The sequence below is a fragment of the Paenibacillus sp. FSL K6-4396 genome (assembly GCF_038002525.1).
In the GTDB taxonomy this organism is placed as follows: domain Bacteria; phylum Bacillota; class Bacilli; order Paenibacillales; family Paenibacillaceae; genus Paenibacillus; species Paenibacillus amylolyticus_B.
In genome coordinates this window covers 2,510,745-2,528,019 of the sequence record NZ_JBBOCR010000001.1, presented here as the reverse complement: position 1 = coordinate 2,528,019, position 17,275 = coordinate 2,510,745, and the positions used below count along the sequence as shown (strand labels likewise).

The 17,275-nt window shown below is 46.3% G+C and carries 15 protein-coding genes; all 15 read right to left on the bottom strand.

The window, feature by feature from the left end:
* Window positions 1-151 precede the first annotated feature (151 nt).
* The gene (locus MHB85_RS11475) at window positions 152-2,887 is read right to left on the bottom strand and encodes an FtsK/SpoIIIE family DNA translocase (RefSeq protein WP_192132306.1); all 2,736 of its coding nucleotides are present in this window, start codon (window positions 2,885-2,887) and stop codon (window positions 152-154) included.
* Window positions 2,888-2,977: 90 nt separating this feature from the next.
* Window positions 2,978-3,208: a YlzJ-like family protein gene (locus tag MHB85_RS11470; RefSeq protein ID WP_192132308.1), complete on the bottom strand. Its 231-nt coding sequence runs from the start codon at window positions 3,206-3,208 to the stop codon at window positions 2,978-2,980.
* Complete coding sequence (locus MHB85_RS11465) at window positions 3,205-3,978, bottom strand: ClpP family protease (RefSeq protein WP_146117090.1); 774 nt, start codon at window positions 3,976-3,978, stop codon at window positions 3,205-3,207. Before MHB85_RS11465 ends, MHB85_RS11470 begins: the two co-directional genes overlap by 4 nt.
* 221 nt (window positions 3,979-4,199) lie before the next feature.
* Entirely contained in the window at window positions 4,200-5,879 is a 1,680-nt protein-coding gene (locus MHB85_RS11460) for a ribonuclease J (RefSeq protein WP_076208870.1), read from the bottom strand.
* A 475-nt stretch (window positions 5,880-6,354) separates the two neighbouring features.
* Window positions 6,355-7,233: a 4-hydroxy-tetrahydrodipicolinate synthase gene (gene dapA / locus MHB85_RS11455; RefSeq protein WP_091017250.1), complete on the bottom strand. Its 879-nt coding sequence runs from the start codon at window positions 7,231-7,233 to the stop codon at window positions 6,355-6,357.
* 47 nt (window positions 7,234-7,280) lie between these two features.
* Window positions 7,281-8,498, bottom strand: coding sequence for an aspartate kinase (gene dapG / locus MHB85_RS11450; protein ID WP_017689129.1), 1,218 nt, complete (start codon window positions 8,496-8,498; stop codon window positions 7,281-7,283).
* Window positions 8,499-8,874: 376 nt separating this feature from the next.
* The gene (locus tag MHB85_RS11445) at window positions 8,875-9,471 is read right to left on the bottom strand and encodes a dipicolinate synthase subunit B (RefSeq protein WP_062833836.1); all 597 of its coding nucleotides are present in this window, start codon (window positions 9,469-9,471) and stop codon (window positions 8,875-8,877) included.
* Window positions 9,468-10,367 carry a dipicolinate synthase subunit DpsA gene (gene dpsA, locus MHB85_RS11440; protein ID WP_076208873.1) on the bottom strand — a complete coding sequence of 300 codons (900 nt, stop codon included), beginning with the start codon at window positions 10,365-10,367 and terminating at the stop codon, window positions 9,468-9,470. Before dpsA ends, MHB85_RS11445 begins: the two co-directional genes overlap by 4 nt.
* 157 nt (window positions 10,368-10,524) lie before the next feature.
* The gene (gene dut, locus MHB85_RS11435; protein WP_017689132.1) at window positions 10,525-10,971 is read right to left on the bottom strand and encodes a dUTP diphosphatase; all 447 of its coding nucleotides are present in this window, start codon (window positions 10,969-10,971) and stop codon (window positions 10,525-10,527) included.
* The gene (locus MHB85_RS11430) at window positions 10,931-12,214 is read right to left on the bottom strand and encodes a M16 family metallopeptidase (protein WP_105598220.1); all 1,284 of its coding nucleotides are present in this window, start codon (window positions 12,212-12,214) and stop codon (window positions 10,931-10,933) included. The genes dut and MHB85_RS11430 overlap by 41 nt, the downstream gene beginning before the upstream one ends.
* A 99-nt stretch (window positions 12,215-12,313) precedes the next feature.
* A complete protein-coding gene (locus MHB85_RS11425) occupies window positions 12,314-13,309 on the bottom strand; it encodes a polysaccharide deacetylase family protein (protein ID WP_192132310.1) in 996 nt (331 codons plus the stop codon).
* A gap of 175 nt (window positions 13,310-13,484) precedes the next feature.
* Window positions 13,485-15,587, bottom strand: coding sequence for a polyribonucleotide nucleotidyltransferase (pnp, locus tag MHB85_RS11420; protein WP_091017255.1), 2,103 nt, complete (start codon window positions 15,585-15,587; stop codon window positions 13,485-13,487).
* A 259-nt stretch (window positions 15,588-15,846) separates the two neighbouring features.
* Window positions 15,847-16,116 (bottom strand): 30S ribosomal protein S15, encoded by a 270-nt coding sequence (rpsO, locus tag MHB85_RS11415; RefSeq protein ID WP_036609297.1) that lies wholly within the window; start codon window positions 16,114-16,116, stop codon window positions 15,847-15,849.
* Window positions 16,094-16,228, bottom strand: coding sequence for a hypothetical protein (locus tag MHB85_RS11410; protein ID WP_256719971.1), 135 nt, complete (start codon window positions 16,226-16,228; stop codon window positions 16,094-16,096). The genes rpsO and MHB85_RS11410 overlap by 23 nt, the downstream gene beginning before the upstream one ends.
* A 47-nt stretch (window positions 16,229-16,275) precedes the next feature.
* Entirely contained in the window at window positions 16,276-17,214 is a 939-nt protein-coding gene (locus MHB85_RS11405; RefSeq protein ID WP_062835982.1) for a bifunctional riboflavin kinase/FAD synthetase, read from the bottom strand.
* Window positions 17,215-17,275: the final 61 nt, after the last annotated feature.

Genomic DNA, 17,275 nt, shown 5'->3' with positions numbered 1-17,275 from the left:
TTATTATGACAAGCCGGCTTGTTTCCTATGCACCAAATCATCCGATCTTTGGAGTAGATGGCAAAACTTCAGTCTGCTGAGCAAGCAAAAAGCCCTCAACCAATACGGTTGAGGGCTTAAATAATTCGTTGTAACCATGTTACATGTTACACTATGAGCTTATTTTATTCTGCTGATACTGTTCAAGTGAAACCAGTACTTCTCTTGGTTTGCTGCCCTCATAAGGACCGATTACACCACGAGCTTCCATGGAGTCAATTAAACGCGCTGCACGTGTGTAACCAACCCGCATACGACGTTGCAGCAGGGAGACTGAAGCTTGTTTTGCCTCCAAAATAATCTGTACAGCTTGCTCATATAACTCATCTTGTACTTCCTCTGCTGCCTGAATGGAATCATCCACTTCAGGTACAATGGACTCATCATACTGCGCTTCACCTTGACCACGTACGTAGTTTACAATATTCTCGACTTCTTCATCGCTCATAAATGCACCTTGTACACGAACCGGTTTTGATGCGCCCATTGGCATGAACAACATGTCTCCACGGCCCAACAGTTTCTCAGCCCCACCCATATCCAGAATCGTTCGGGAATCGACTTGGGAGGATACGCCGAAGGCAATCCGCGATGGAATGTTAGCCTTGATTACTCCGGTAATAACGTCAACAGAAGGACGTTGTGTGGCAATAATCAGATGGATTCCGGCTGCACGAGCCATCTGAGCGAGTCGTGCGATGGCATCCTCCACATCTCCGGCAGCAACCATCATCAGATCTGCAAGCTCATCCACAATGACAACGATATAAGGCAGAACAGCCGCAGGATTATCTTTCATCAGATTATTGTAACCCTCGACGTTACGCGTGCCTGATTTGGAGAACAGTTCATATCGTTTCTCCATCTCAACCACAATCTTTTTGAGAGCAAGTGACGCTCGTTTAGGATCAGTTACTACTGGCGCCATCAGATGTGGAATTCCGTTATATACGTTCAACTCAACCATCTTGGGATCGACCATCAGGAACTTCACTTCATCCGGCTTGGCTTTGTACAATATGCTGGTAATAATTCCGTTAATACACACCGACTTACCAGAACCCGTAGCACCCGCGACCAGCAAATGGGGCATACGAGCCAAGTTACCAATAATCGTCTGACCCGAGATATCTCGGCCAAATGCAATGGTCACTTTGGATTCTGCATCCTGGAACGTTGCTGTCTCCATTACTTCCCGCATCGTTACAACGGATACTTCACCATTAGGTACTTCGATACCAATCGCAGACTTTCCGGGGATCGGTGCTTCCATCCGAATATCCTTTGCCGCCAGAGCCAACGCGATATCATCAGTTAGACTGACAATTCTGCTGACTTTAACACCAATATCAGGTTGAATTTCATACCTTGTAACGGCAGGGCCCCGGACTACTTCAAGCACTTTGGCACGAACACCGAAACTCTCCAGTGTAGCTTCCAGCTTGCGTGCTGTCTGCATATAATCCTTCTGGTCACCCGCCTTGCCCCCATTGTTCGGCTTGGCAAGGAGACGGAATGATGGCAGCTTGTACGGCTTAGGAGGTGGCGGTGGTGGTTTCACCGGTTGTGTGTTCTGCCCTTCAGGAGTTGGAGTATCTGTTCCCTGTGCATCATTAGTTACTTCTTCTCCACTCTGAATCTCATCCACAGCATTCACCCCGTTTGTACCCGTATCGGATGCAGACCACTCCGTCTCTACCAGTTCATCCGTTATTTTAATGGCATGCTCGCCCTGTTGTACTACGTTTGGATCGGACAGATTATCCGGGAAAGGGTAAGCATCGTCCAGATCATCTTCAATGCTTGCCTCTTCTGTTCTGACGTGCTCAAAAAAGTCTCGAATGATCGGCGCTGAATTAGGTTTAGCCTGAACAGGAACACGTGATGAAGCTGATTTGTTCGCTACGTCTTCTGTTGCATCCTGCCAAGCCTCTAGATTATGATCTTGTTCGGCGCGGTATAAAATTTGTTCTGTTTCTGCCGAATCGACCTCATCCATTTCACGTTCTGATGTCGCCTGTTCCCGTTTAGCTCCCCATTTTCCGAAAAGTTGGAAGAAGATGGGCGCTTTTCGTTTTGGCAGATGCTGTTCCTCTAATTCATCCTCATACTCGTCTTCGTCATCTTCAACAGGAACAGGCACCACTTTACGAGCGTTACCTTTCTTCCTTCCATCAGATGCTGAAGAAGAACGTGAAGTGGGTCTAGACTCCAGCTTTTTGTACATCGAACTCCCGGCATCCCAGATCTTGGTACGGAATATTCGTATCAAATCCACATAAGATAGACTCGTAATCAGCATAAAACTGATGATAAACATGACAATCATGATGAGTCTCGCCCCAAGGCTGCCAAACAGCCACAGGAAAAGAGCAAATTGCCCAGCTCCGAGATAACCACCACTGATGTCCTTGTTAAGCATGGAGTCCCTCTCCCCTGGCGCAGCAGGGGTTAGCAACTCGGTTTGCATATCATTATGTACCTGTGTAATCACAGCACCAGGCTCAAGCGCACCAACCGGAATGAGCTTCTGGTGCATTGCAGAGACAGTGCTCATCAGAGTTAAGGCAAAGACCAGCAAAACAAGTCCTGTCTTGCGTGTGGTCCAGCCACTCGGCCATTTCCGGTGAATCATCACCATGAGACCATAATAAATACCAACAAGTGGAATCGCAAAATAAAACTTACCAAGCATCAGTCCGAACATCTTGGAAAGCGAACGTCCAACGGTGGCTTCACCCGATAATGCTATGACAGCAAGGGTAATAAGCACAATCCCGTAAATTTCATATTTTAAAACGCCACTAAAACCAGCGCCCTTTTTTTTCCTCTTTTTTCTTCTGGCCAAAATCAGGTCACCCCCAGAAGAATATTATACCATACAAATATAATCCGTACATATGTTCTTTTTCTGCTCAATTTGTCTGAATTCGTCGCGTTATGCTGATCCCAAGTTACCCGAAAGCGGAATGGTCGAACCGGGCATATTAGCAGCATTGAGATAGGCTTCAAGTGGACAATCCAGCAAACGTACAATAACGGCTTCATTGTCATTAACAGGTCTCACCTGCATCAATAAACCATTCATCTTGATCTCCTTTGTATCTTCGTCCTCTTTCCACATTCCCGACCAGAGTTGTTCCGGGGGCATCACTGTATATAATGTCATTGGGTATAACCTCCCGCTTGCAGAGTCTGTCTCTTGTCTCCTATGAGCTGATTTAACTGAGTAATAGCCTGCCCAATTCCGCCTACTGCATCCATCAATCCATATTTCACTGCATCTGCGCTTCCTACAGCTGTACCAATATCCCGATTTAACTCACCGGTCTTAAACATCAGTTCTTTGAACATCTCTTCAGAGATATTCGAATGAGAAGTCACGAACCGAACAACCCTCTCCTGCATTTTCTCCATATACTCAAACGTTTGAGGTACACCAATGACAAGGCCGTTCATCCGAATCGGATGGATCGTCATCGTTGCACTTCCGGCAATCAGGGAATATGTTGAAGCTACAGCAATCGGTACTCCAATGCTATGCCCGCCTCCAATGACCACAGTCACCGTAGGTTTGCTTAGAGAAGCAATCATCTCTGCAATGGCCAGACCCGCCTCTACATCTCCACCTACCGTGTTCAAAATGATTAGTATACCTTCAATACGCTGATTTTGTTCTGCGGCCACCAGCTGTGGAATGATATGCTCATACTTTGTTGTTTTATTTTGTGGTGGCAAAATCAAATGCCCTTCGACCTGTCCAATAATGGTCATACAGAAAATATTCGATTCACCTGCAGGCGACTGTGTCTGCCCAAACTGCTGAATAGTCTCTGTCACAGGAGAGATGGCCTTGTCCTCCTGAATCGGAATCTCCGGTGCTTCAACTTCCGGTTGATTGGATCTTGACGTCTGCTTGTCATTCATACGTTCATTCATTTTAATAATCCCCTTCTCCAGAAACATTTAATGTATTTCCTTAGTATGGGGATTTTTCCAACCGCCTTATACCCGCTACATCAAATTGCTTCACATATTGACGCTATTGCAGATCTTCCTGAAAACGCAAAAAAAGCCCCTTCTCTACGAGGAACCGTCCAATATTACTCGTAGAGAAGGGGCGACTGTGTGCCTGAATATATGTTTTTGTTTAGCTTATTTTAAACTTCCATAATGATTGGCAGAATCATCGGTCTACGACGAGTTTGCTCATACAGGAAGCGTCCCAGTGCATCTTTAACATTTGTTTTGAGTGAAGCCCACTCGTTAACGTTCTCACTCATTAACTTCTGCAATGTGCTGCTAACGATCCGGTTGGCCTCATCCAGTAGTCCTTCCGATTCACGTACATACACAAATCCGCGAGAGATGATGTCAGGACCGGAAACAATTTTTCCATCCTGTTTGCTCAGTGTTACCACAACAACAAGGATACCATCTTGTGACAACAATTTGCGGTCACGAAGTACAATGTTACCCACATCGCCTACACCCAGGCCGTCGATCAACACATTACCTGCAGTAACTTTACCTGCTCTACGTGCTGCTCCACCTTGAATTTCAATCACTTCACCGATATCCGTGATGAAAATGTTCTCAGGTTCTACCCCTACAGATTCAGCAAGAACCGCGTGGCGACGCTGCATACGGAATTCACCGTGAATTGGCAAGAAGAATTTAGGTTTCATCAGGTTGAGCATCAGTTTCAGCTCTTCCTGGCTACCGTGACCAGATACGTGGACGCCACTGTTAGCACCGCTGTAATGCACGTTAGCACCCAGACGGAACAGTTCATCAATCGTACGGCCTACATATTTTTCATTACCTGGAACAGGTGTTGCTGCGATAATGACGGTGTCACCTGGCAGGATGTCCACTTTACGGTGTGTGGAACGAGCCATACGTGTCAGTGCTGACATTGGCTCTCCTTGACTTCCTGTGCAGAGAATCACGACACGATCAGCTGCCATCTTGCCTACTTCTTCAGGTTCAATGATCATGCCATCCGGAATCTCAAGATAACCCAGTTCTGAAGCAATACCAACCACATTCACCATGCTGCGTCCGATAACTGCAACTTTACGTCCAGTCACTTCTGCTGCATTGATCACCTGTTGGATACGGTGTACGTTGGAAGCAAATGTCGCTACAACAACACGTTGACTTGCTTTACGGAAAATATCTTCCAGCACGATACCCACATTTTTCTCCGATGGTGTGAATCCAGGTTTTTCAGCGTTCGTACTGTCGGACAACAGCGCTAATACGCCATTTGTTCCGATCTGTGCCATACGCTGAAGATCTGCATATTGACCATTGACTGGAGTATGGTCGAATTTGAAGTCACCTGTGTGAACAACTGCACCTTCCGGTGTTTCGACACATACACCAACAGAATCCGGAATACTATGGTTAGTAGCGAAGAAGGATGCTTTCAAAACAGATCCAAGTTGGATCTCGGAATCAGCATCAATCAGAATACGTTTTGTTTCACCCAGCAAATTCGCTTCTTTCAACTTGTTTTCTACAAGTCCAAGCGTAAGTCTTGTTCCGTATACAGGGACATTCAGATGTTTGAGAACATATGGCAGACCACCAATGTGATCCTCATGTCCGTGAGTAAGGATGATTCCTCTTACTTTGTCACGGTTCTCAGTCAGGTAAGAAATGTCAGGGATGACAATATCAATACCAAGCATATCTTCTTCCGGGAATTTAAGACCAGCATCTACGACTACAATGTCGTTGGCGTATTGGATGACGTACATATTTTTACCAATCTCGCCTACGCCGCCCAAAGCAAAAATCATCAGTTTATCGTTATTATTTTTCTTAGACAAATGAATCTAAACCTCCTATGGTAGTTGGACGTCGTACCTTATTATTTATTGTAAGTTAAGAAAAGTAGTCCATACATCACATACCCACCTATCGGGATGAATGCAAAAGAACACCTTTATTCACGATATTTGGAAGAAGTTCTTCGAAGTTATTCCCTTTGACCAACATGTTGGAGTTGAAATTCCCTCTTAGCCGTTCCTTCCTTTTTCACCGCAAAGCTACACCACGAAACGATGTCGCTTTCAATTTCAAAAAAATACCGCACCCAGTCACTTGACATCATTATACATGATTAAAAACAAAAAAAACAAGTCACTCTCTCGTTAACCTGTAGGTTTCCCCTTGGCAGTGGAAAAGAAACCTCACATTACTCGTAAAAAAAGAACCGCAGCCTCTACGAAGAGGAGCGGTTCTTTTGCTGATCTGAATGATATTTCCATGATTAATAAAATAGTCCATATACAACCAAAATGATTACAAATTAAGCAAACCTTTGATATAAACCTGCTCCTCTTCCGTTGGCGGAATAAGTGGCAATCGTACGGAACCAACGTCTAGACCACGCAATGTCAGCGCATATTTCACCGCTACGGGGTTTGGTAGAGGCTGTGGACACTCAAACAGGCCTTTGAACACCGGGAACAACTGCTGATGAATCTGAGCAGCCTGAAGAGGTGCTCCGCCATAGAAGGCGTCAATCATTTTCTTCATTTCTGCCCCTACGACATGACTGGCTACGCTGACAATTCCATGTGCTCCAACCGCAATCGCTGGTAAGCCTGAAGCATCATCACCGGAATAAACTCTGAAATTTTCTGGAGCACTTGCTGCAATCAAAGTAACCTGCTCCATAGACGCACATTCCTTCGTAGCGACGATGTTAGGAATCTGTGCAAGACGAAGCGTTGTCTCTGCTGACAGGCTGGTTACAGTACGCCCAGGCACGTTGTAGAGCATAATTGGCAGCGTGGTGGAGCCTGCAATCGCTTCAAAATGTTTGAACAAACCTTCTTGGCTAGGTTTGTTGTAATACGGAACAACCAACAATATGCCATCCACTCCGGCACGTTCAGCTTCCTGTGTCAAATGGATGGAATGTGCCGTGTTATTGCTTCCCGTTCCGGCTATAATTTTGCACCGACCGGCCGCATGTTTCACTGCAAATTCGAATAATTGAACTTTCTCAGTATCACTAAGTGTTGGAGACTCCCCTGTTGTTCCAGAAACCACAAGCGTCTCCGACTTTTGATCTACAATTAGATAGTCGATTAGACGTGCCGTTTCCTCCCAATGAATCTCTCCTTGTTCATTGAACGGAGTGACCATTGCTGTAATCAATCTTCCAAAGTCCAATTCGATTCCTCCTTCAAAACAGGTTTGGCTCCTCTAACTTCAGTTATTTACAAATGAAGTTCGAATGAGGCGTGAAGTGCCCTCAGGGCCTGAACCATATCTTCTTTTTTTACGAGTACCCAGATCGTTGTATTCGAATCTGCCGATTGCAGGATCTGAATGTCTGCCAGTGTCAAGGACTCCACGATTCGAGCCATGATTCCAGGTACACCATTAATGCCTCCGCCAATGACGGACACTTTGGCACAACCGGACAGGCTTTGTGGCTTGAGACCTATCTCCTGCAATACCTGTATGGCTTTCTCGGAATCACTGTCAAAAACCGTATAGACAACTCCCGAGGGGGTAACATTAATAAAATCAACGCTGATTGAATTCTCAGCCATGGTTTTGAACACTTTTAGTTGCAATCGATCTGCACCACCAGGCACATCCACCGTAATTTGCGTTACATTGCTCACGTAGGCAATGCCTGTTACATAACGGTCAACAATGCCTGTCTGCACATCCTGGAATCCTTCCGGATGCGTAACCAGCGTTCCTTCCGTGTCTGCAAAAGTAGATCTTACCCGTACTGGAATCTGGGATTGCATCGCAATCTCAACCGCACGTGGATGGATTACCTTGGCCCCGTGGTGAGCCATGTTACAGATCTCTGCATAACTCACAACAGTCAGTGGACGTGCATCCTCAACAATTCGCGGATCAGCGGTAAGTATCCCGTTCACATCTGTGTAGATATCCACCATTTCAGCACGTAATGCTGCACCCAGAGCTGTAGCAGACGTATCGCTTCCCCCACGACCCAGTGTTGTGAAGTCTCCGTTCTCTGTCTGCCCCTGGAATCCGGTTACAACGACGACACGGCCGAGTTGAAGCTGCTCCAACACACGAACAGGACGGACATCCAATATCCGGGCATTCCCGAAATTGTCGTCCGTCACAAAACCTGCTTGTGCACCGGTCAGCACTGTAGTTGGAATGCCTTCATGTTCGAGTAAACTGCTCAACGTTGTCGCAGATATGATTTCACCACAGCACAGCAGTAAATCCTTTTCGCGTGCGGATAGTGCGTTTCCGTTCTGTGCAGCCCAGTCCAGCAACGTATCAGTCGCATATGGCTCGCCGCGGCGTCCCATCGCAGACACAACGATGACCAGACTCAATCCTGCTTCAAGTTCACGTTTAACGTGACGGAGCACATGCTCTCTCGCCTGAACAGTGGAGAGAGACGTGCCTCCGAATTTCTGTACCATGATACGCATCTTTATTCCTCCATTTGTGTACGCAAGAAGACTGGACACGGGTCAAATCAACAAATGGATCACTCTAGGGAGCGTTCTGATGCGATAATTTCAGCATTTTATACGGCATTCCATGCCGCTCCCTTTTCTTGTAATTGTCTGGGACAATCGCAAATCAAAGGTCGCGGTTGTTAGCGAGGTCATGACGCATACATTCACAATAGACCTCTCCCGCTTGCTTAACCTGTACTGCCCGCAAGCAGGAATGCCTTATAGACAGGAACGTGGACATAGTAGCTGTTCAATCCAGCATATCGTCCCCCATGATTTTCTTTGTCTCTCGAACCCTTCTTCATTTCTCCAAGCGCATAAACGTTGTCACCGAATCATTGTTCCATCAAGCCTGTGAAGAACGCTCCACAATCATCGGCTGCAACTGTTTGCCCTCAAGAGCACTCCAGCAAGCCTCTGGAATCAATTCCATTTTGGCGACTAACGAGTTTGGTTTTTTCACTGGATCGTCTTGCCCAAATGGCACAAAATACAAGTATTTAGCCACGAGCAATTTGGCGATATTCGCAGCATTCAAGCCCAGACCGTCATTCGTGGAAATCGCGAGCACAAGCGGACGCTGATTGCGCATCTGCGCTTTGGCTGCCATTAGCACTGGACTGTCGGTCATCGCATTAGCCAGCTTGCTTGTTGTATTCCCTGTGCATGGAGCAATAACCAGCACATCAAGCAGCTTGGAAGGCCCTAGTGGCTCCGCTTCAACAATTGTAGAAATGATATCATTACCTGTTATATCTTTCAACTGTTTTTGCCAATTTTGCGCCGTACCAAAGCGTGTATCCGTCGTCAGAACCGAATTCGAAATAATCGGAATGACGTTGGCACCTTCAGCTACGAAGCGGCTAATTACCGGCATAACCTCTTCAAACGTACAATGAGAACCCGTAATTGCATAACCTACCGTTTTTCCCTGCCAGTTCATGATTTAACCTCCCGTGCGTTCTGTTCTTCCAAAAGCAAACGGATCAACGCGTCGGCAATAATGCCGCCAGCCGTTTTGGGAGCAACAATGCCGGGGAGGCCAGGCGCAAGTAGCGCTTTGATACCGCGTTTGTCGGCATACCTGAAATCACAGCCGCCAGGAGCGGATGCGAGGTCGATAATGACAGCCTTTTGCGGCATTCTGGACAGGATTTGTGCTGTGATTATCATAGTCGGTATCGTATTAAAAAGCAAGTCAACTTCCCCGGTTTGAGCGGCCAAATCCGTTGTCATGAAAGGCTTCCAGCCCATTATTGTAGCGCGGGCAGCATCCTCTTCCCGCCTGATTCCCACCCGTACATTTGCTCCAAGTCCCTGCAGTGTTTTGGCCATTGTGAATCCTGTTCGACCAATGCCAAGCACAATGCATTCCGAACCATGGATTGTGAAGTCCGTCTCCCGAATAGCTATGGCGATGGCTCCCTCAGCTGTTGGAATAGAGTTGTAAAGTGCAATATCATCACGATCAAGTACTTCAACAAGTCGCAGCCCATTTTCAAGACAAAGTTCGCGCAAGAACGGCTTTGCCATACCTGTGAACACAATACAATGCTCCGGTAATGCTGCAATATGTTCCTTTTTCAAATAGATCGGTGTGTCACTGAACGAAGTACTTACTTTTCCCTGGTCATCGCAACCGACGACAGGTAGTACCAGTACATCTGCGGAAGCAAACACTTCATCCTCCAGTTCCTGGTGCTCAATCCCTGGAATGGAACGCTCTATTTTATCGAAACCCACTACACTTACCGTTGCATCCAGCTCAGCGCACTTTTGAATGACTTCAAGCTGCCGCGCATCTCCGCCCAGGACTACAATCCGGACTCCGGTCAGCATCGGGACGTCACTCCTTTCACCACATGTATGCCTTATCGTATGCAGGGGCCCACAGGGGGGTGAAAACAATAATTTCATTCCTCCTTCCGTTTCTCGAATGTAAAAAAGAGCCGCCCCTGTCAGGGACGACTCTAAAGAATGAGTATATTTACGTTGCTTATTTCCCGGTATGACCGAATCCGCCTTCACCACGTACCGTTTCCGATAGTTCATTCACTTCCGTCAATTCAACCGCAGGCACGGTCTGGAAGACGATCTGTGCGATGCGCTCTCCCCGTACAATCGTGAACGGTTCCTGACCCAGATTAATCAACAGAACTTTAACTTCTCCGCGATAATCCGCATCAATGGTCCCCGGTGTGTTGAGGCAAGTAATACCATGTTTGAAAGCCAGTCCGCTCCGAGGACGAATCTGTGCTTCCAATCCAGCTGGCATTGCCATCGCAAGTCCGGTAGGAATCAGCGTACGCTGACCCGGCTGCAATACAACATCTTCCTGAAGTGCAGCTACTACATCAAAGCCGGATGCCAGCTCCGACATTTTTTGAGGCAGTTTAATATCTTCATTGCCCGGCAGTTTCTGTATTTGAACGTAATGCAACAAAATCATCCCTTCTCAATCCAGCGATCGTCTTATCTGAAGCGCCAACCATAGCAAGTGCAAATGGTTCAGCAAACATCAGATCAAGTACCGCGTTAATATCGTCCATGGTAACTTGCTCAATTTTGGTGATCATTTCATCCAGCGTATGGTGTCTGCCCAACATGAGTTCGTTTTTACCCAGACGATTCATACGACTGCCTGTGCTTTCCAAACTCAGAATCAAGCTACCTTTCAGCTGTTCTTTTCCTTTACGAAGCTCATCTTCGGACAAGCCGTTTACAGCCAAGTCGCGTAGAACCTCTTTGGTCAGATCAAGCACTTCTTTGGTCTGTTTCGGTGCTGTACCCGCGTATATCGTGAACAGTCCGCTGTCCGCATGAGAACTATGATAGGAATACACGGAGTACGCAAGACCCCGTTTCTCACGAATTTCCTGGAACAGTCTGGAGCTCATGCCTCCACCAATGGCGTTATTCAGAACAACCATAGCGAATTGCAGGGGATCTCCGATTTTACAGCCCGGGAACGAGATACAGATATGATTCTGTTCCGTTTTCTTTTTGTGAAAGAGCTGTCCGCTTTGGAAGGCTGGCATCGTGACTGCTTCCGTTACTCCATTTACATCAAAAGCACCAAAATGTTTCTCCATCAGATCGATTACACTGTCATCAATATTACCCGCGATACTAATGACCGTGTTCTCAATCGTGTAGTGCTGCTTCATATATGCACGCAGATGACTGGAATCCATCGCTTTGAGACGCTCTTCCGTACCCAGGATTGGGTATGCGAGTGGATGCTCACCATAGGCAGCCAAGGCCATCAGATCATGAACCATATCATCAGGCGTATCTTCATACATCGAGATTTCTTCCAGAATGACGTTTTTCTCCTTGATCAATTCACCATCATCCATTTTGGAGCGGAAAAACATATCAGACAATACATCAACCGCAATCGGCAAATGTTCATCCAACACTTTAGCATAATAACACGTGTATTCTTTGGAAGTGAATGCATTCACGTTACCGCCAATCGCATCGAACTGCTCCGCAATCGCCTTGGCATCATAACGATCTGTTCCCTTGAATAACATGTGTTCAATAAAATGTGATACTCCGTTACTTGCAGGTTGCTCATTGCGCGAACCTGTCTTGACCCATATTCCGAAAGACACAGAACGGCAGGTCGGTATCTGTTCCATGACAACTCTGAGGCCATTGCCCAGCTGAATTTTTTTCATGGTTGGCCCTCCTACATCTCTATAATTGCCTTGATCTCAACCTTGAAATTGAAATCGACATTTGGTTCCAACTGTTTGATATTAACAAAAAAATAACGTTCACTCAACCGCAGGGGTATTTACACGTTCAGAAGACAGCGTCTCACTTACTGTTCCGATCACCAGACCTTTGGCCCGTATGGATTGAATCATGCCCTTTAAAGCTCCCGAAGAAGCAGCTGTAGGGTGCATTAGAATTAATGTGCCTGCCTCGGTATTTTTAGCAATTTTGGCAACAACAGCATCCGGGCTTGGCTTACGCCAATCCACAGTATCTACTGTCCATAACACGGTTTGCAGTCCCATGGATGAAGCAATGTCAACGGTCTTCTGATTAAAGTCACCGGAAGGCGGAGCAAACCAACGATTCTCTACACCCAGTGTTTTATGGAGCAGATCCTGGGTTTTGCTAATTTCCAGCTTGGCCCGTTCTGCGCTCAATCGACTCATATTAGGGTGAGAATATGCATGGTTGGACATCTCATGCCCACGTTTCTGAATTTCTTTGGCCAGTTCAACGTTTTTGCTTAACCAACTTCCATCCAGAAAAAAAGTAGCCTTCACTTTCTCGGCATCAAGCGTATCCAGCATCGGTTTAATGTACTCGTTCCCCCAGGCCACATTAATCATAAAAGAAACCATCGGTTTGTTTGCATTGCCCCGATAGATCGGATGTGCACCCAAATCTTTAAGCTGAATCTCCGGCTCAATCTGACGGTAGACATACGCTATTTTGGTATTCAACGTTCCACTCAGCGCCTTACGGTATGTCGCTTCCACATCAATCTCCATGCCATTATAACCAGGAATCGCTTTCCATACCCGATCCACTCTGGCATTCACCGGAGCAATTTTCGTTTCAGCCGCTTTATCCCGAATCGCAGACAACAGCGCATCTTCTCCCGTTGCCTCCTTAAACATATCAAAAGCATTTTGCGTACCTGGCCCATCACGGATCTCCGTAATGTATGTACGTACACTGCCAACTTGTCCGATCAATATGACCGCAGTCACACCCGCCAGAACAGCCGCCAGCTTTTTGGATTGGTTTCCCACAGCTCCATCCTCCCGCCGTCTTTGTCCCCATCATATGAGGACAAGGGCAAAAATATGAATGCTAAGCCATGGTTTCATCCTTGCTTTACATATTTAAACGTTAAAAAAAGAGCCAGAAATTCACATTCTGTCTCTTCATTCAATCTATCCATTTATAACCTGTCGCTTCGGTATCCTAGGATTGAGCCGGAGCTTCAGCAGTCAAAACTGCTTTACGGGACAAGTTGATTCGACCTTGTGGGTCAATTTCCGTTACTTTTACCGTAATGGAATCACCGATAGCTACAACATCTTCCACTTTGGCAACACGTTCAGTTGACAGTTGCGAGATGTGTACCAGACCTTCTTTGTTCGGAAGTACTTCAACAAATGCACCGAATTTCTCTACGCGTTTTACTTTGCCGACATAAATCTCGCCGACCAATACTTCGCGCACAATACCTTCGATGATCGCTTTGGCTTTATCATTCATCTCCTGGTTGGAAGAAGCGATAAAGACACGTCCATCCTGTTCAATATCAATTTTAACACCGGTTTCTTCGATGATTTTATTGATAATTTTACCACCTGCACCGATCACATCACGGATTTTGTCCGGATTGATATGCATCGTTGTAATTTTAGGTGCATATTGTGATAACTGCTCACGTGGAGTTTTCAAAATTTCGTTCATTTTGCCCAAAATGTGCATACGACCTTCTTTGGCTTGCGCCAATGCATCAGACAAAATTTGACGATTAATACCAGCAATTTTAATGTCCATTTGAATCGCGGTTACACCTTCAGGTGTTCCTGCTACCTTGAAGTCCATGTCACCCAGGTGATCTTCCATACCCTGAATATCACTCAGAATGGATACATGGTCACCATCTTTGATCAGACCCATAGCCACACCCGCAACCGGAGCTTTGATTGGAACACCTGCATCCATCATAGCTAAAGTGCTGGCACAGATACTTGCCTGAGATGATGATCCGTTGGATTCCAGAACTTCAGATACCAAACGAATCGTGTACGGGAAATCCGTTTCGGAAGGGATCACTTTGGAAAGAGCGCGCTCACCCAATGCACCATGTCCGATTTCGCGACGACCCGGAGCACGCAATGGACGCGCTTCGCCTACGCTGAATGGTGGGAAGTTATAGTGATGCATGAAACGTTTCGTTTCTTCAAGACTGATTCCGTCCAAAATCTGAACATCACCCAGTGCACCAAGTGTACAAACGCTAAGTGCTTGCGTTTGACCGCGCGTAAACAGTCCTGTACCATGTGCACGTGGCAGCAGAGATGTATCACATTCAATTGGGCGAATTTCATCAAGTCCACGTCCATCCGGACGAACTTTATCATGCGTGATCAAACGGCGGACTTCTTCTTTGACGATGTCGTGCAGAACTTCCTTCACGTCTTTGAACAATTCCGGACTTTCAATATATTTTTCTTCAAAGTGAGCAACGGTTTCGTCATTCACTACATCGATTGCATCTTGACGAGCATGCTTCTCAGCGATTTTAACCGCTTCGACCAGACGAGCGCTCGCGAATTCACGCACACTGCTGTTAACTTCAGCATTAACGGTACGCAACTTAACAGCCATTTTTTCTTTTCCAGCAACTTGTACAAGTTGTTCGATTACAGCAATAATATTTTGGATCTCATCATGTCCAAACATGATTGCTTCGAGCATCACTTCTTCCGGCACTTCGTTAGCTTCGGCCTCAACCATCATGATGGCATTTTTGGTCCCTGCAACGACCAGTTCAATATCACTGACTTCAAGCTGTGCAATCGTTGGGTTAATGATGAACTCGCCATCAATACGACCCACTTTCACGCCACCAATCGGTCCGCTGAATGGAACATCCGAAATGCTCAATGCTGCTGATGTACCAATCATTGCAGCGATCTGCGGTTCGCAATCCTGATCCACACTCATAACGATATTCAGAACTTGTACATCATTCCGGAAGCCTTCCGGGAACAAAGGACGAATTGGACGGTCTGTCAGACGGCTTGAAAGAATCGCTTTCTCACTCGGTCTGCCTTCACGTTTAATAAATCCTCCCGGGATTTTACCTACGGCGTACAATCTTTCTTCATAGTTCACCGTTAATGGGAAAAAGTCCAGATCTTTCGGCTCACTTGATGCTGTCACGGTACACAATACCACGGTATCCCCGTATGTTACCTTAACGGCAGCATTAGCCTGCTTGGCCAAACGCCCGGTCTCAAGCGTAAGCTTTCTTCCACCAAGCTGCATTTCAACACGCTGTTCCATGAAACCCCTCCTTTTAATCGTTCCTAATTCAATGGATTCTGCATATTCACAGTATTTCCTGCTTGTCCTGCATTCATTAGCTATGTATGGAACTTTCAACATGCTAACCTGCACAACAAAAGCTCCTCACGGAGCCCCATCTACAAATATATGGCAACATGTTCATCTACAAAACAACCCGGCTGTAAGTTCCGCTTGTCCTTTTAGACAAAAGAATGACGGATAACAGCCAGGTTGATTTTGAAAACATGTACGATAATTAACGACGCAATCCGAGTTTTTCGATCAGTGCGCTGTAACGTTTAACATCTTTGTTTTTCACATAAGCCAAAAGCTTACGACGTTGACCTACCATTTTCAAAAGTCCACGACGTGAGTGGTGGTCTTTCTTATGCGTACGCAAGTGGTTTGTCAAACTTGTGATGTTTTCCGTAAGGATAGCAACTTGCACCTCTGGAGATCCTGTATCGGACTCGTGAGTTTTGTGCTCGTCGATCAATTGTTGTTTACGTTCTTGAGTCAATGCCATCCTGTTCACCTCCTTCAATATAATCGCCATTAGCCTCGTCACCGCCGGTGAGAGCAAGCAACCAAGCCAAGGTTAATGTTGTCTCAATCGACAACGTAGTACAGTATATCATAATTGCCTAGTTAAAGTAAATCTAAACATGCATTTAATCCTGAACCTTTAAGATAACAGGCGGCCGGCAGTTAATGCATCTTCACGAATCTGGCTAATCAATGCATCAATGGAGTCAAACTTTCGTTCTGCACGAATATAGTGAACGAGCTCAACCTTTAGTTCCTGGTCATACAAGTGTCCATCAAAATCAAGCAGGTGCACTTCAAACGTAGGTTTCATCCCGCTTTCGTGAAACGTAGGTTTCACACCCAGATTCATTACGCCGTGCAATTCCTGTTCACCATACTGCACACGAACAGCGTAAACACCCTTAGACGGGGTAACGTAATGATCCGTGAGTTCAAGGTTGGCTGTAGGAAATCCAATCGTTCGTCCACGCTTCTCCCCGTGAATGACGGTTCCCCTGATGCTGTAAGGTCGGCCAAGCCACTGACTGGCCTCATCCATCTCCCCACGCTTCAACAGGCCACGAATGAGAGAGCTGCTCACTTTTTCACCATTTAACAAGAAAGGAGGAACGGTTTCCACCGTCATCTCTCCTTCTCCCAAAGTACGAAGAAGTTGTTCATCCCCTGCACCCTTGTGACCAAAACGGAAGTCAAAACCCACCACCGCTGTTCGTGTCTGAAGAGGAATCAACAAGTCGTGTACGAATTGTTGCGGCGTCAACCGTGAGAAATCTTCATTGAACTCCACCACATAGAGTACATCAACGCCCATTCCTGCCAAGATGTCTTCTTTATCTCTCAAGGGAGTTAAATAACCCTCGTAATCCCCTTTGCGCATAACTTCCTTCGGATGTGGATGAAAGGTCATGACCGCTGCCTGCATGCCCGTTTCCCGCGCAATGCGGACAGCTGATAAAATGACACTTGCATGTCCGAGATGCAGTCCGTCGAATTGACCAATCGCAAGCACTTGGGGCAGTGTGCTCAGCTCAGTCGAATGTAACGTCTGCGGATAGGTTAGCATTACGGTTTTCACAATCATTCACCTGCATTTCACTAGATAGGCCAAGCTTGAGCATCACCACAACTCCAAGCCC

Excerpts from the sequence above, each read along its gene's own strand:
- MHB85_RS11470 (WP_192132308.1), bottom strand. The coding sequence starts at position 3,208 with ATGACATTATATACAGTGATGCCCCCGGAACAACTCTGGTCGGGAATG.
- MHB85_RS11465 (WP_146117090.1), bottom strand. The coding sequence starts at position 3,978 with ATGAATGAACGTATGAATGACAAGCAGACGTCAAGATCCAATCAACCG.
- dapG (WP_017689129.1), bottom strand. The coding sequence starts at position 8,498 with ATGCGTATCATGGTACAGAAATTCGGAGGCACGTCTCTCTCCACTGTT.
- MHB85_RS11445 (WP_062833836.1), bottom strand. The coding sequence starts at position 9,471 with ATGAACTGGCAGGGAAAAACGGTAGGTTATGCAATTACGGGTTCTCAT.
- dpsA (WP_076208873.1), bottom strand. The coding sequence starts at position 10,367 with ATGCTGACCGGAGTCCGGATTGTAGTCCTGGGCGGAGATGCGCGGCAG.
- MHB85_RS11430 (WP_105598220.1), bottom strand. The coding sequence starts at position 12,214 with ATGAAAAAAATTCAGCTGGGCAATGGCCTCAGAGTTGTCATGGAACAG.
- pnp (WP_091017255.1), bottom strand. The coding sequence starts at position 15,587 with ATGGAACAGCGTGTTGAAATGCAGCTTGGTGGAAGAAAGCTTACGCTT.
- rpsO (WP_036609297.1), bottom strand. The coding sequence starts at position 16,116 with ATGGCATTGACTCAAGAACGTAAACAACAATTGATCGACGAGCACAAA.
- MHB85_RS11410 (WP_256719971.1), bottom strand. The coding sequence starts at position 16,228 with ATGATATACTGTACTACGTTGTCGATTGAGACAACATTAACCTTGGCT.